Genomic DNA, 13,706 nt, shown 5'->3' with positions numbered 1-13,706 from the left:
CTCCCCTCCCTCATTACTTACGATTATTACAGGAACCTTTTTGTTCCTATGTTACTTTTTGGTATTAAAAGCACAAAAAAGTGCGTACTTTTCACCATTCATTATATGGTGCATGATTCGGATATACCAGCACCTTACTTGTAAGTTTTGCTATCGACCACATCAAAGATTTTGGTGTACAAATTCCTACGGAAATAGAGGGTGTATGATAATGAAAGTACTCACAGTTGTTACCCATCCACGAACCAATTCCTTGACCTTTGCCGTTGCAGAACGTTTCGTTCAGGGACTAAAAGATGCAGGACATGAGGTTGAAGTACTGGATTTGCATCGCAGTGGTTTTCACCCTGTTTTATGGGAGGAAGATGAGCCAGATTGGAACAATGGAGATAAGAAATATTCCGAAGAGGTCGAGATTGAAATGGAACGGATGAGAAAACACGACGCGTTAGCCTTTATTTTTCCAATCTGGTGGTTCAGCATGCCCGCCATGCTGAAAGGATATATCGATCGCGTCTGGAACAACGGGTTTGCCTATGGCTCACGTAAACTGCATCATAAGCATGCTTTGTGGATCGGTCTCGCAGCTGCTCCTGAAGATCATTTTCAAAAAAGAAATTATGATCAAATGATAGCGCATCACCTCAATGTCGGAATATCCAGTTACGTTGGAATCGACGACTCGAGGGTTGCGTTCCTTTATGACACCTTGGCCCAAAATCCTGCCCATATCGAACAGCTGTTGAGCCGTGCCTATGATCTGGGATTGCATTATGGGAAAAAAGAGAGCCTGTCCATTTAAATTTATCTGAGTTATAGGTGGGCGTTACGAAAGGAAACTCCCACCCTTGTGGCTTACCGATTGTCAGATGTTCGTGCACCAAGGCTATTCATTCTCTCAAATATCTCTTTTTTGACTGACGGATAATCGAAAACACTCGTTAAAGGAATGATCTCAAGCGTGCCTTCCACAATTCCCCAATATTTCTTTTTCCCCTTTGCCGTTGCTTTGTGTATCCATAAATCGTGACCTTGTTCCATTTTTGTATAGGTGAAGCAATCACTGTCATGCAGCGGGTATTAAAAGATCCAATGATCGGAGATTTGCGGCAGCCGCGACCATTCAGAAAGCTGATATTGATTTTGAAAAACAGTAATCGTAGGACAATTCCACTCTTCTTCGTCTGCTAAGTCAATTTCCACTCCATACACTGAACCCGCTCTCAGCTCTGTATCCTGAAAAATGGAACGATCATCTTGACTGCTGTATAATGGGTCGGATGCTTTTTGATACAACTTGATAAAATTGCTGCTCAACCAGCCATCTGTTTGGGCGTCAGACTTCCAGCGCAAAAATTTTGTTGTAAGGGGAACAGAGCCTTCCTCTTCGGCAGCTCGATCCGTCTCTGAAATCGCCACGGTAGGCCAGCAGATCGATCATTTTCTTGAGTCCGATACTCATACACTTCCTTGGTAACATCAAGTTCAGCTATCCCCTTATCAAATCCTGTAAACCGTGCAAAACCTTTTCGATCCAGCAACGCTTGTATATCTTGCATGATGAGTTTTTGATAAGGAGGCGCGTCCTCTAAGTGGACTTGTAACATCCGCTCCAAGACCTCTTCCCATGACAAAAAACCGATACAAACATCTTTGGCGATAATGGATCGATGCGCAAGATCTGTTCTCACAACGGAGACCATAGACTGTGGAGCCAAGAAAACGAGATGTTCGTGCTCGATTTCAGCAAAAGTGCTCAACATACGGGAATACCTGCTGAGCTGGTTCTTGCTGTCTTCTGTGCTTATGTACGGAGCTTCATCCTCTGATGACAATCCGCTAAAATATTTGACCTCGATCCCGATAAGGCTGTTCTCAAGCGTGAATCGAAGGTCAATTTCTCCTAATTCATGTTTGGTGTTCGGTGAAAATAAAGAGTTAGACTGGTGGTCGTTGATAGACGCGGTTTTTGAATTGAAAAATCGTTAGCTTTTGAAAAATGAGTTGTAGACTGATCCATTAAAAGAAACAGCGGCGGACCAAGACTTGAAAAATAAAGTCTTAGATTTTGCCGCTGGTGTCATTCTTTAGGTTATTGTGAAGTAAGCCTACTGTTCCTTAATGGACGGAATTGGAGACTAAACCGGATCTGTCGGCGCAAAACGGTATTGGCTTGCTTGTTCGTAGGCGTAAGCGAGACGGAAAAGCAAGGGCTCGCTGTAGGCGGTTCCGACGAAAGTGATTCCCTGCGGCCCTTTGGTCGTATAGCCGCCTTCGGCGATGATGCCTGTCTCTGCGAACCCGCCCGGTACGGTAATGGCAGGATACCCCGCACGCGCGGACAAATCAATCCCTTCCTCGTTGCCTAGGAACAGCAGCGCGTCCAGCCGATGTTCGCGTATCACGTGGTCGATGCCTTGGTCACGGGATAACTCATGGTTAAGGCGCAAACTCTCGGCGTACACCTGTTCAGACAATGTGCCGCTTGTTCCATTCGACCAGATCAGCGTGTCTTGCCCATATTTAAGCGCGACGTCGCGATTCGCTTCGTTATAGGCTATGAGTTCATCTAACGACCGAACGAATGCGCCGGGGCCAGCTTTGGCGAGATAGTCGTTCAGTCCTTTTTTGAATTCGAACCGCATCACGTCCCAGTCCCACTTCGCACTCTCGCATGGCAACGATACCGGGTCTACGACGATCGCCCCGCGTTCCTTGCACAAGGTGATCGCCCGCTCGATAATCACCGCCCGGGCTTTGTCCAATCCTCGATAATAATATCGCGGAACGCCAATTCTCGCGCCTTGCAAACCGTTCGCGTCCAAGAAAGGCGTATAATCCGTATACGCTATTCGCCTATTCTCTAGCATAGCCGCATCTTCCGGATCTGCCGCCGTCATGGCCCCGAGTAAGATCGCGGCGTCCCTGACCGTACGCGTCATCGGACCGGCCGAATCTTGGCTATGTGTAATCGGAATGATTCCTGTACGACTGACGAGCCCGATAGTCGGTTTTATACCGACGATGCCGTTTTGCGAGGACGGGCTGATGATCGAACCCGAAGTTTCTGTGCCAATGGCAGCGGCACACAGATTCGCGGCAACCGCCGCGCCAGAGCCCGAACTCGAGCCGCCTACAAACAACTCGCCGGGCCCATAAGGATTAAGCGTCAGACCGCCCCTGGAGCTATAACCCGCCCACATCGTGCCCGACATGAAGTTAGCCCATTCCGTCATGTTTGCCTTACCAAGGAATACACATCCCGCAGCCCTTAATTGCGCAGCCACGGCCGAATCCTTTGGAGCGAAATGTTCAGCAAGAGCAACCGAACCCGCACTAGTATGCATGCGGTCACCTGTATCAATATTATCCTTGAGCAAGATCGGGATGCCGTGAAGCGGTCCGCGAGCCCCGTGTTCCCGTCGCTCCGCGTCAAGTCTCTTTGCGACCGCTATCGCGTCCGGGTTGACTTCCAGCACCGCTTTCAGCTTCGGGTTTAGCCGTTCGATTCGTTCCAAATACCAGCTAACGCAAGCTGATGACGATAACTCGCCTGATTCCATCGCCAACTGCAACGAAACGATGTCTGCCTCTATTAAACTATCATTTAGTGTTCTGGCCATTCAGAGAGACTCTCCTTTTTGCAATGTTCTGCTTATAATAATAACAAAATGAAAAAAGCAATGACCTGTAGAGAACGATTAAAACTAAACTGCCAGTTAGCCTAATGATCGGCATTAAGTCTAAATCTTTATTTGCTTAGTCTATAACTATATTTTCACAGTCTAGCACTTTATTTTTCGAGTCTAATACATTATTTTCAGTAAACATTTGGGCCAGAATTCCATTTCATACGAATAGCCAGATGTTCGCTCCAGAAGGTGATTCCACTCTGTTTGGGCGCGCCTCTCTTCAAAGTGAACGCCAGACAACAGCATCTGTAATCCTGCTTCAAATGGTAAATAGCGCAAGCTCCCGAAAACATCCCCCGTTAATTTATCTTCCAATCGATCCGATAAATTACTTCCCGCACGCGAAATTTTCCCGAATATTTCGGCGATCATCGATAGTCATCCTTTCGCGTTTTGTCTCTCATTTCTCTCCTACGATACCAAAGCAAGTCCGGTGCGAGCAAGCCAATCACATCTATGAGCACGAAAAGAGAAAGCCCCCCTTTTCTTGTGAGAAAAAGAGGGCTTTCGACTATGTGTATACGCGTTACGCAAGAACCTCAACCGTAAATCCACCAGGAGCTTTCACATAAAACGTCCATCCATGCGACCTTACTGGCGGTGCAACTTGGTAACCATCTTCTTTTAAGCGTTGATTGATTTCGTTGACTTTCTCTTCGCTCTCCTGGATGAAGCCGATATGAAATGTCTTGGGATATTGGACTTCGACACCCTTCATCAAGGTAAACACCAGGCCGTTATCATCAAATAGGACCCCAAAATTTTCGCCACGGGCATCATCCGAAGTATCTAACTTTTTCAGGCCAAAATATTTCTCCAAAAAATCAGAAGCAGCTGGAACATCCGTAACGGTAAGATTGACGTGATTCAATTTCATAATGACCACACATCCTTTGCATGAGATTAATTCAAGCGTAGCACATTCATGCAAATGCTAATCTTGATAGGCTCCGAGGCTGATCATTGTCATGAATATCCGTCACGTATCTTTAAGGTTTCACGATAATTCTATTTGCTTACAGCTACTTTTGATTTGTTTACGATATGAATGGCATGACCTAACACTGCTTCGGCAGCCTCCAGCCATACCTCGCTTAAAGTGGGGTGCGGATGCATGGTTAACGCCACATCTTCTACACGTGCAGCAAGCTCAAGCGCCAGCACACCCTCCCCGATCAGGTTCGATGCATCAGCACCTACAACGTGCATTCCCAACAATAAATGACTTTCCTGATCCACTATCACTTCTGCAAAACCTTCTCCTTCATCCATGGCGAGTGCTCTTCCATTCGCTCGATAAGGGAACGCCGCTACCTTGACTTTGTATCCTTGAAGCTCTGCCTCTTCACGTGTCATCCCCACACCCGCTATTTGCGGCTCGGTAAAAATCACATACGGTACATACGGGGAATCTACGCTGCTAGGCAGCCCTGCAATCACCTCTGCTGCCACAATCCCTTGCTTCGTCGCACGATGGGCTAATGCAGGGCCAGGTGTTACATCGCCGATGGCATAAATATGTGCCTTGTTCGTACTGCCAGTCGATGTCACGGGAATATAGCCGCGCTCGTCCATTTTTACTCCCGCCTGAGCAAGTCCGAGTTCACCTGTGTTCGGCACTCGCCCTATCGTGACAAGCGTTTTATGTGCGGTGATGCTTTCGGAACCGTTCTTTTCTGAAGTGCATGCGAGCGTGACTATTCCATTCGCTACCTCTGCCTTCTCTACTTTTGTCGCGATCTTTACCGTCATCCCGAGCTGTTTCGCTTGCTTGAGCACTTCCTGGGAGAGATGGGCGGCTGTTTGCGGCAAAATGCGCTCGGCTGCCTCAATGACGGTCACCTGCGATCCAAGCTTGGCGAACGCCATCCCAAGCTCCATGCCAATATAGCCGCCGCCGATAATGGCCAGTGTTTCCGGCACTTCATCCAGTGCCAGCATATCTGTAGAATCCAGAATATATTCTCCATCTGTTTTCAAAAACGATGGAAGGAATGGACGTGATCCTGTCGCGATAATCGCTTGTTTGAATTTGTACGTTTCAAAATCGCCACCCGTCTCTACGCCAATCCGATCACTCGAGAGAAATGTCGCTGTCCCCTTCACGACTGTAACGCCATTGGCCTGACAGAGATAATCGACCCCTTTGTTCAGTTGAGCAACGACAGAAGACTTCCATGTCTGCCAGCTCGGCATATGGAAGGTCGCTTTCCCTATTGGCAGTTGGATTCCCAGCTTATTTAGACTACTTAGCTTGTAGTATTCACCTGCTGTATGAATCAAAGCTTTTGACGGGATGCATCCGCGATTCAAGCAGACCCCACCCAGTACTTCCTTTTCAATCAGAACGACCGATTTCCCCAGCTGTCCAAGACGAATAGCGGCTGCATAACCTCCTGGACCACCACCGATGACAACCACATCTGTTTCGACTGCTACTTCACCGACTACCATCTATACCATCTCCGCAAACAATAGATTCGGATCTTCCAGCAGCTCCTTGATCCGGTTGGTAAAACGCACCGCCGTCACACCATCGATCAGGCGATGATCAAACGAGAGTGACAGGTTCATCATCCAGCGAATAACCCCTTCATCCTCACGTACAACCCAGCGCTTCTCCATTTTGTGCAAGCTGATAATCGCCACTTCGGGGTGATTAATGATGGGAGTTGCTTGCAGTCCCCCGATTGGTCCTACATTGCTGATCGTGAAGGTGCCGCCTGTTATGTGCTCCATCGTCAATTTGCCTTCGCGTGCCAAGCGTGCCAGTTGATCGATTTCTTCTGCGAGTTGAAAGATCGATTTGTGGTCTGCATCCTTGATGACTGGTACAATCAAGCCCTCAGGGGTATCGGTAGCAATGCCAATATGGTAAAAGCGCTTGAGCAGGATTTCATTCGTACGTTCGTCAATCGATGCGTTCAGCGTCGGGAATTCCTTCAGTGCAATGACCAGCGCCTTGATAAAGAACGGCAGGAAGGTCAACTTGATCTTTCGCTTATCCGCATGTGGCTTTAACTTTTCGCGCAAAGCACGCAGCTGATCCATCTCCAGCTCATCGACAGAAGTAACATGCGGGATAATTGTGACTGATTTCACCATATGCTCGGCAATCTTTTTCCGGATGCCTTTTAACGGTAGGCGTTCGATATCTCCCTGCGGCGAGGTAGCTGCACGAGTAGCGGTTCCTGTTTTCGGCTGAACAACCTGCTCAGTCTCAACCGCCACTGTACTTGCCTCCAATAGACGCTCATTGCCAGTAGCCGTGGTCGGGAACTTAGCTGGTGCTGATTTTTGCAGTCGATTGGCGAATTGACGTAAATCTTCTTCCGTCACACGCCCCGCTGCTCCTGTACCCGTGACCAGTTCGATATCCAGCTTCATTTCCCGCGCCAGCTGCCGAACGTATGGCGTGGCCAATGAGCGCCGGTGATCAGCACGAGCTGGTGCAAAATTGACTGTCTTATCCGGGTTTACGACCTTTTCTGGAAGCTTGATCCCTTCTTTCTTTGCTTCTGTACCTGCATCAATCACGAGAAGGGTAGTTCCGACCTCTACTGTTTCCCCTTCCGAGATGAAAATCTCACGAATGATACCTGTCACTGGCGCAGACAGCTCGGCATTCACCTTGTCTGTCTGCACCTCCAGCAATGGCTGATCCTGTTGAACGGATTCGCCCGTGCGAACCAGTACTTTTACGATTTCTCCTTCATGCATACCTTCTCCCACATCAGGAAGCTTGAACTCAACCATATGACTCGCTCCTTCTCTTAAAACGTAGCCGTTTCCATAATGCCGTCCTTCACGCGTTCAGCCGTTGGCAAATAGTCATCCTCGATGCTAAATTGCGGGACGGGTACGTCAAATCCGGTAATCCGTTTCACGGGAGCCTTCATGTAGATCAATGCTTCATCATTGATGATGGAAATGATCTCTGCACCCAGCCCAGCAGTCTTATGCGCTTCGTGTACGACAACTGCACGTCCAGTCTTTTTGACCGAGGCGATGATCGTATCCCGATCCAATGGATAGAGCGTGCGCAGATCAATGACTTCACAACTCAAGCCGTTTTCACGCTCGATCTGTTTCGCAGCATCCTCTGCGACACGAAGCATCGCTCCCCAGGCAAAAATCGATACATCCGAGCCTTCCTGGACGACCTTCGCTTTTCCGATGGGCACACGATATATTTCTTCCGGAACCTCTTGTTTAAATGCACGATAGAGCTTGGTCGGCTCCAAAAAAATGACCGGGTCAGGATCTTCCATTGCTGCAATCAGCAAGCCTTTTGCATCATAAGGTGTGCTTGGTGCCACAACCTTTAAGCCCGGGACATGGGCAAAAAACGTTTCGACACTCTCCGAATGCAGCTCAGGACCGCGAATCCCAGCCCCGTACGGCGTGCGGATGACCATCGGTACATGGTACTGTCCGCGAGTCCGATAGCGCATGCGTGCAGCATGAGAAACAATTTGCTCAAAACCCGGATAAATAAAGGCAAGGAATTGAATTTCGACCACAGGAATTTTCCCGTTCATGGCAAGACCGATTGCCGCCCCGATTATTCCCGCCTCAGCTAGCGGTGTGTCCACTATACGGTCCGGACCGTACTTGTGAATCAAATCTTCCGTCGCCCGGAACACGCCCCCATTCACGCCAATATCCTCGCCGAGCAGCATAATGCGAGAATCATCTGCCAATTTTTGATCCATGGCTTCCGTGATTGCTTGAATCATCGTCAGTTTGCGTTTCATGCTGGGATTCCCTCCTGCTTCGATGGCTTGACGAGCTCGCTCTCCTGTTCCGTTGCCATCCACGATGGTTCCGCGTAGACGTGCTTGAACATGTCTTCCGGTTTGGACTTCGGATAGCTCTCTGCTTCGACAAGAGCAGCGTCGATCTGTTCATTCACCCGTGCAATCAGCTCTGCTTCTTTTGTTTCATTCCACAAGCCCTGACTCTCCAGATACACACGCAGTCGTTGGAGTGGGTCGCGTTCTTGACGCCATTCCTCGGACAAAGTCTCTTGATCCCGGTATTTCTTCGGATCATCTGCGGTTGTGTGTGCGCCATAGCGGAAGGTCACGGCTTCGATCAACGTCGGTCCCTTGCCGTCCAGCGCCCGTTGCATGGCTTCTTTCATGGTCAGCCAAACAGCGAAAATATCATTGCCGTCTATCCGAACCCCAGGGATGTCATAAGCGGCCGAACGCTGTGAAATCGTTTTCGATGCAGACTGCTGTGAAAACGGAACGCTGATCGCGAAACCGTTGTTTTGACAGAAGAAGATGGTTGGCGTTTGAAACACGCCTGCAAAATTCAATGCCTCATGAAAATCGCCTTCTGAGCTTGCTCCGTCACCAAAGTAGGCGATGCTGACATGCTTTTCGTTTTGCAGCTTGCTCGCCCAAGCAGTCCCTACAGCATGGACCATTTGAGTCGCAATCGGTACACATGGCGGCATGATGTTCAAATGCTTCGGGCTGATACTCCCTTCCATGTGGCCCATCCAATAGAGGAACACCCGTGCCATGGATTGACCATGGACGATCGCTGCCGCATGGTCCCGGTAGGTTGGGAAAAGCCAATCTCCAGGTGTCAATGCCATCGCGCTTCCAACTTGCGAAGCTTCCTGCCCTTCAAAGGGAGCATACGTACCCATTCTTCCTTGTCGTTGCAAGTTAATCGACTTGCGGTCAAACTGGCGAACCAGCATCATATTTTCATACATCTTGATCATCGTCGCCTCGTCTAATTGCCCCTTGAGATCGCCTACCTGCTCACCCGCTGGACTCAATACCTGATATAATGAAGACATGAAATCATCCCTCTCTTTTTCAATGAAAAACACCGCGGTGTCTTTCGATAATGTGATTCAGATCGTCTTGCTTCTGCTTTCGTCCCTATAGAAGAGCAAATAGCATGCCAAACAATTGAAAGCGATTTCACAGCAAAGCGATTCGGAAATGATCATTTTTGCATATGCATGATTGCACACAGATGATTAATTCTGATTATTCCGTTTACAAGCCTATCTAGGAGGACTTCGATGTATCAAACCAAGTATTTCCAGGCCAGTGACAATCATGAGCTGGCAAAATTGCTGACGACTATCTTCAGTACGTCCCACGATGGATTGGCAATCTGTGACCGTAACGGCTACGTCCTGCTCTACAATGAGGCGTACTTGAACATCACGGGAGTTCCCGCCGACATCTTGAATAATTTTAGCTTTATGGAGCAAAAGGAAATGCATCTTGTTCCGGACTCTTCTGCTGTACGTACGATTTTGACAAAACAAACGCATAGTGTCGTGATCGATTATGCGAACGGCCGGCAAGCGATCAACACAGCTACCCCGCTGCTCGATTCAAACAAGGAATTATTGTTTGTGGTGGGAAATGTGCGTGACGTCACAGAGCTGAATCAACTTCAGAAGGAGCTGGAGGAAACACGTCAAATCAGTTCCGCGTATCAAAGGGCGTTGGAGCATATCCAAACCGATGGTGACTTTGACGAGCAGATCATTTATCGCAGTGGGCTCATGCACCGAATCGCTTCACTCGCCAAACGCTTTGCGACCAACGACTCCCCCATCCTTTTGCTAGGCGAGTCTGGTGTCGGAAAAGATGTCATGGCGAACTACATTCACGCCCAAAGCGGACGAACTGGTGAATTCGTCAAGATTAACTGTGGGGCCATTCCCGAGCATTTGCTCGAGTCAGAATTGTTTGGCTATGAGAAAGGCGCATTTACGGGGGCAAGTCAATCGAAGGAGGGATTGTTTGAGCTGGCGGATCGAGGAACCATTTTTCTCGATGAGATTGGAGACCTCCCTTTTCCTTTACAGGTGAAGCTCTTGAATGTCTTGCAGGATGGACGGATTCGCAGACTCGGGGGAAAAACATCGCGTCAGGTTAACATGCGTATCATCGCTGCCACCAATAGTGATTTGGAAGCGATGGTGGAACAAAAGCGTTTTCGGCAAGATTTGTTCTATCGGCTAAACGTGCTTGCCCTCACCATTCCACCCTTGCGTGAGCGTCGCGAGGATATTCCGGCACTCATTTTCTACTATTTGAAAAAGCTTGAATGGAAGTACCAGCAAGAAATGCGCATCGAAACAGATGCGTTGGAGGCACTGATGGATTATGATTGGCCAGGGAATACACGCGAGCTGAAAAATGTGGTGGAACGTTCTTTCCATATGTGTGAAAATGGGCGAATTACTTTTGACCAGTTGCCAGCGTCTATCCGCAATACCCAACAGACGGCTCTTCCGCTCCAACTCGCTAAAATGGATGAGCTATTGCCGCTAAAAGAAGCGGTCGAACGGTTTGAACGAGCGTATATCCAACGCGTCTTGCAGGAGACAGACACCATGCAGCATTGTGCGGATAAGCTGCGAGTGAACATATCCACGCTCGTTCGAAAAAAGCGAAGCCTCGGCATTAAATAGTGCAAAAGGAAAAGCCCGATATATTGGTAATATCCCCTTTGAGTAGACAGTGTTAAAAGCCAGCCCACCTAACATTGGGTCGTACACTCTCCTTAAAGGGGATTTAATTATGGGAAAAAAGGTCGAACATTCAAACGATTTCCGGAGGAAGAAAGGGCTTATCTAAAGGAGTTGGTAGAATACCTACAGAAGCGCCGTTATTTTGGTAGAGCTCCCTCAATTGTAAACAACCAGTCGCCGGTTGAATTCCGACGACTGGCTGCTTAAACTTGTATCTTTCTTTGAAACATACCTTTTCTCCAAATCAGCGTGTATTACTAATTTTAAATGATGATGCTTTGTCATGAAAACCTTCCAAGATAAATACCTGTTCCGCATTCGTATCATTTACATACTCTTTTTTAGTCCCACCATAGTTTGCATGTTCAAATAGCTCCACTTTTGTATATGCTCCTACAATTACAGTTGAAGCCATATCGTTAAAAGAACTACCAATTGGACTATTGGCGAATGAAGGTTGTGAGACTGTTTCTGTATAGTGATGTCCTGAATTTCCGTTATCATTATAAGGATGTTGTAAAAACGTTACACTATGCTGTGGAAGTGGGTCAATTTCGTACGACGATATCGTATCATTAAAGGTAGTGAGATCGTAGGTTTTCACATCATTACTATCATTTATGATCGTATGTCTATATCCACCCTTATTCGAATGTTGATACCCCACAAGCCTTGTGTGTGGGTCCAATTTTACACTCGAAATTTTATCTTCAAAGTATGCTCCCCCTGGATAACTTCCCACCCAGTTTCTTGAGACTGAATCTCTAAAAGATTGACCTGTGCCAGAATAATCTTCAAAAAATGTTACGAAGTTACGCTTTGAATCATCTGCATAAGCATCAAAAGTAATCCCCGGAGGTTTTGCACTGTTAAGGGCGTCATTGAATCGTTCATCATTGATTTTAATCGTTGCGTCTCCAAAGTCTGTTTGCATCAGTGTATTTCGTACATGAACGTTCGGATAACCATCCCATCCAACTAACGGTGGTGAAAACCATCTACCTGTATAATTCTCAGGTGGTTCGTCATTGCTGTTTGCTAGACGAATAAAATGAGTGGAACCTCCATCTTTGTGGTAAACCACTTTGGGGTGATTGTTTTCAAACCGTACGTTGGATCGAGGATCTACTTTCCAACCACGATGTTCTGAACGGGACACATATTGGATTTGATTATCTTGAATCCACACTACCACATGTTCCCAGTCGTGTCTGTGCCCACTTGCCGCCGGACCAAGAGTAGACTGATCTTTTTCAAAATAGCTAGCATACATAATCGCAGTCCAACCGTTATTCGTTTTGGATCTAGAGTAGGTATTTGAGTTTTCGAGCTGTCGAGGGTCTCGGCATTTCCCGTTCACGTCTCCACCTAGAGCTAATCCGGGATTAGTCCTCCCCTCAGGAGTTATTGCTGAGGTCGCATAGCATCCATCTTTATCATAGTCATATAACGGTGCAAACTCCAGCTCTACTTGCGATGCATTCTGTGGCAGCGAACTAATCACATCTGCACTTGCATTTCCAGCATTCAACAGCATTGAAAGTGCAAAAATGGAAACGACAGTAGCTTTAGAAATAGCTTTTTTCGTATTAATTTTGAATCCCTCCTAAAAATTTTTAGTAATCAACAATTTGTTGATTCGACTAATCATATTATGGGATAAAAAGTATGTAAATGAAAAATTTTCCATCAAATAAACGAATTTAGCTCTAATTAAACACCCTGCTTTCCGATGACATTTCGGCAGCAAGTTGCGGTATTAGGATTGGCCAATCGTAGATGCCATAAACGAATCATTTAGATGGAGGAGATCGAGGAATCATATCGAGAAGACGACAACTAGCAGAAAGAACCGTCAGTGCATTCTTGACGGTTCTTTCTCGTGATGAATCGTTACAATCGATTTCATTATTTTTCTGCAAGCCCAGCCTAGGGGTAAGACTAGGTTCGGGCTTTCTCATTATTCTCGCAATACATCCATACCTATCTCACAAGCCCTTCTCTTAATGTGTTGATCCCATGCTCGAGATACCCCTTCAAACAGCTTAAGACGTACACCCAGCCTTCTTTATTGTCGACCATTTTTTGAAGGAGCGCAGGATCATTTTCTTGAAAACCCTCTTCGTTCACTTCAATGATCGTCGTGGCTTCATCCACCGCTTTTAACGTAATCGTTACAGTATTTTCTTCTCCAGTCCACTGGAAAAAGATTCGTTTATGCACTTCGATTTCGCGAACGGTAATCCCTACTTCTGCGTTGTAAATATCGTAGAATAACGTAATATTCTTTCCTTCCTCCCACCTTGCCGAGCTGGAAGAGAACCAGAAGTTGCCGATTTTCACCGGATCCACGAATGCTTCGAACACTTCATGGGCAGGCCTGTTAATCTGAAATTTTGTAAGATTGTTCATGCGCTCGTCAACTCTCTTTCTGATTGCTGCTTCCACCGTATCATAATCACACTTGCGAGACAAATAATAGAGTAACTCCC

General features: G+C 47.2%; 12 protein-coding genes. 2 read left to right on the top strand and 10 right to left on the bottom strand.

Features of this window, described 5'->3' with window-relative positions; genetic code table 11:
* Nucleotides 1-211 precede the first annotated feature (211 nt).
* Nucleotides 212-802: an NAD(P)H oxidoreductase gene (locus tag FB479_RS13270; protein ID WP_142065569.1), complete on the top strand. Its 591-nt coding sequence runs from the start codon at nucleotides 212-214 to the stop codon at nucleotides 800-802.
* Between the two features lie 278 nt (nucleotides 803-1,080).
* On the opposite strand, the gene FB479_RS13265 is transcribed toward FB479_RS13270, so the two are convergent.
* The 8 genes from FB479_RS13265 to pdhA form a co-directional block, all read right to left on the bottom strand.
* Nucleotides 1,081-1,419, bottom strand: a complete 339-nt coding sequence (locus FB479_RS13265; protein ID WP_142065567.1) for a hypothetical protein — start codon at nucleotides 1,417-1,419, stop codon at nucleotides 1,081-1,083.
* Nucleotides 1,420-2,138: 719 nt separating this feature from the next.
* A complete protein-coding gene (locus FB479_RS13260; RefSeq protein ID WP_142065565.1) occupies nucleotides 2,139-3,623 on the bottom strand; it encodes an amidase family protein in 1,485 nt (494 codons plus the stop codon).
* A gap of 183 nt (nucleotides 3,624-3,806) precedes the next feature.
* Nucleotides 3,807-4,064: a hypothetical protein gene (locus FB479_RS13255; protein ID WP_106655195.1), complete on the bottom strand. Its 258-nt coding sequence runs from the start codon at nucleotides 4,062-4,064 to the stop codon at nucleotides 3,807-3,809.
* A gap of 154 nt (nucleotides 4,065-4,218) precedes the next feature.
* Nucleotides 4,219-4,569 (bottom strand): VOC family protein, encoded by a 351-nt coding sequence (locus tag FB479_RS13250; protein WP_106655194.1) that lies wholly within the window; start codon nucleotides 4,567-4,569, stop codon nucleotides 4,219-4,221.
* Nucleotides 4,570-4,700: 131 nt separating this feature from the next.
* Nucleotides 4,701-6,146 carry a dihydrolipoyl dehydrogenase gene (gene lpdA / locus FB479_RS13245; RefSeq protein ID WP_142065563.1) on the bottom strand — a complete coding sequence of 482 codons (1,446 nt, stop codon included), beginning with the start codon at nucleotides 6,144-6,146 and terminating at the stop codon, nucleotides 4,701-4,703.
* Nucleotides 6,147-7,448: a dihydrolipoamide acetyltransferase family protein gene (locus tag FB479_RS13240; protein ID WP_142065561.1), complete on the bottom strand. Its 1,302-nt coding sequence runs from the start codon at nucleotides 7,446-7,448 to the stop codon at nucleotides 6,147-6,149. It lies immediately after the preceding gene.
* Between the two features lie 17 nt (nucleotides 7,449-7,465).
* Nucleotides 7,466-8,449, bottom strand: coding sequence for an alpha-ketoacid dehydrogenase subunit beta (locus tag FB479_RS13235; protein ID WP_142065559.1), 984 nt, complete (start codon nucleotides 8,447-8,449; stop codon nucleotides 7,466-7,468).
* Nucleotides 8,446-9,513, bottom strand: a complete 1,068-nt coding sequence (gene pdhA / locus FB479_RS13230) for a pyruvate dehydrogenase (acetyl-transferring) E1 component subunit alpha (protein WP_142065557.1) — start codon at nucleotides 9,511-9,513, stop codon at nucleotides 8,446-8,448. Before pdhA ends, FB479_RS13235 begins: the two co-directional genes overlap by 4 nt.
* 231 nt (nucleotides 9,514-9,744) lie before the next feature.
* Between pdhA and FB479_RS13225 the strand changes: the two genes are divergently transcribed.
* Nucleotides 9,745-11,154: a sigma-54 interaction domain-containing protein gene (locus tag FB479_RS13225; RefSeq protein ID WP_142065555.1), complete on the top strand. Its 1,410-nt coding sequence runs from the start codon at nucleotides 9,745-9,747 to the stop codon at nucleotides 11,152-11,154.
* A 304-nt stretch (nucleotides 11,155-11,458) separates the two neighbouring features.
* Here the strand turns inward: FB479_RS13225 and FB479_RS13220 are convergent, their stop codons facing one another.
* A complete protein-coding gene (locus tag FB479_RS13220) occupies nucleotides 11,459-12,751 on the bottom strand; it encodes an NPP1 family protein (protein WP_142065553.1) in 1,293 nt (430 codons plus the stop codon).
* Between the two features lie 446 nt (nucleotides 12,752-13,197).
* Entirely contained in the window at nucleotides 13,198-13,689 is a 492-nt protein-coding gene (locus FB479_RS13215; protein ID WP_142065551.1) for an SRPBCC family protein, read from the bottom strand.
* Between the last annotated feature and the right edge of the window lie 17 nt (nucleotides 13,690-13,706).

It is taken from the genome of Brevibacillus sp. AG162, from assembly GCF_006715575.1.
In the GTDB taxonomy this organism is placed as follows: Bacteria; Bacillota; Bacilli; order Brevibacillales; family Brevibacillaceae; genus Brevibacillus; species Brevibacillus brevis.
The sequence above is the reverse complement of the archived record's forward strand: the minus strand, read 5'-3'. Positions and strand labels throughout refer to the sequence as shown.

What these genes read in the sequence shown, in the direction of transcription:
- FB479_RS13270 (WP_142065569.1), top strand. Translation starts at nt 212, where the DNA reads ATGAAAGTACTCACAGTTGTTACCCATCCACGAACCAATTCCTTGACC.
- FB479_RS13260 (WP_142065565.1), bottom strand. Translation starts at nt 3,623, where the DNA reads ATGGCCAGAACACTAAATGATAGTTTAATAGAGGCAGACATCGTTTCG.
- FB479_RS13255 (WP_106655195.1), bottom strand. Translation starts at nt 4,064, where the DNA reads ATGATCGCCGAAATATTCGGGAAAATTTCGCGTGCGGGAAGTAATTTA.
- FB479_RS13250 (WP_106655194.1), bottom strand. Translation starts at nt 4,569, where the DNA reads ATGAAATTGAATCACGTCAATCTTACCGTTACGGATGTTCCAGCTGCT.
- lpdA (WP_142065563.1), bottom strand. Translation starts at nt 6,146, where the DNA reads ATGGTAGTCGGTGAAGTAGCAGTCGAAACAGATGTGGTTGTCATCGGT.
- FB479_RS13240 (WP_142065561.1), bottom strand. Translation starts at nt 7,448, where the DNA reads ATGGTTGAGTTCAAGCTTCCTGATGTGGGAGAAGGTATGCATGAAGGA.
- FB479_RS13235 (WP_142065559.1), bottom strand. Translation starts at nt 8,449, where the DNA reads ATGAAACGCAAACTGACGATGATTCAAGCAATCACGGAAGCCATGGAT.
- pdhA (WP_142065557.1), bottom strand. Translation starts at nt 9,513, where the DNA reads ATGTCTTCATTATATCAGGTATTGAGTCCAGCGGGTGAGCAGGTAGGC.
- FB479_RS13225 (WP_142065555.1), top strand. Translation starts at nt 9,745, where the DNA reads ATGTATCAAACCAAGTATTTCCAGGCCAGTGACAATCATGAGCTGGCA.
- FB479_RS13220 (WP_142065553.1), bottom strand. Translation starts at nt 12,751, where the DNA reads ATGCTGTTGAATGCTGGAAATGCAAGTGCAGATGTGATTAGTTCGCTG.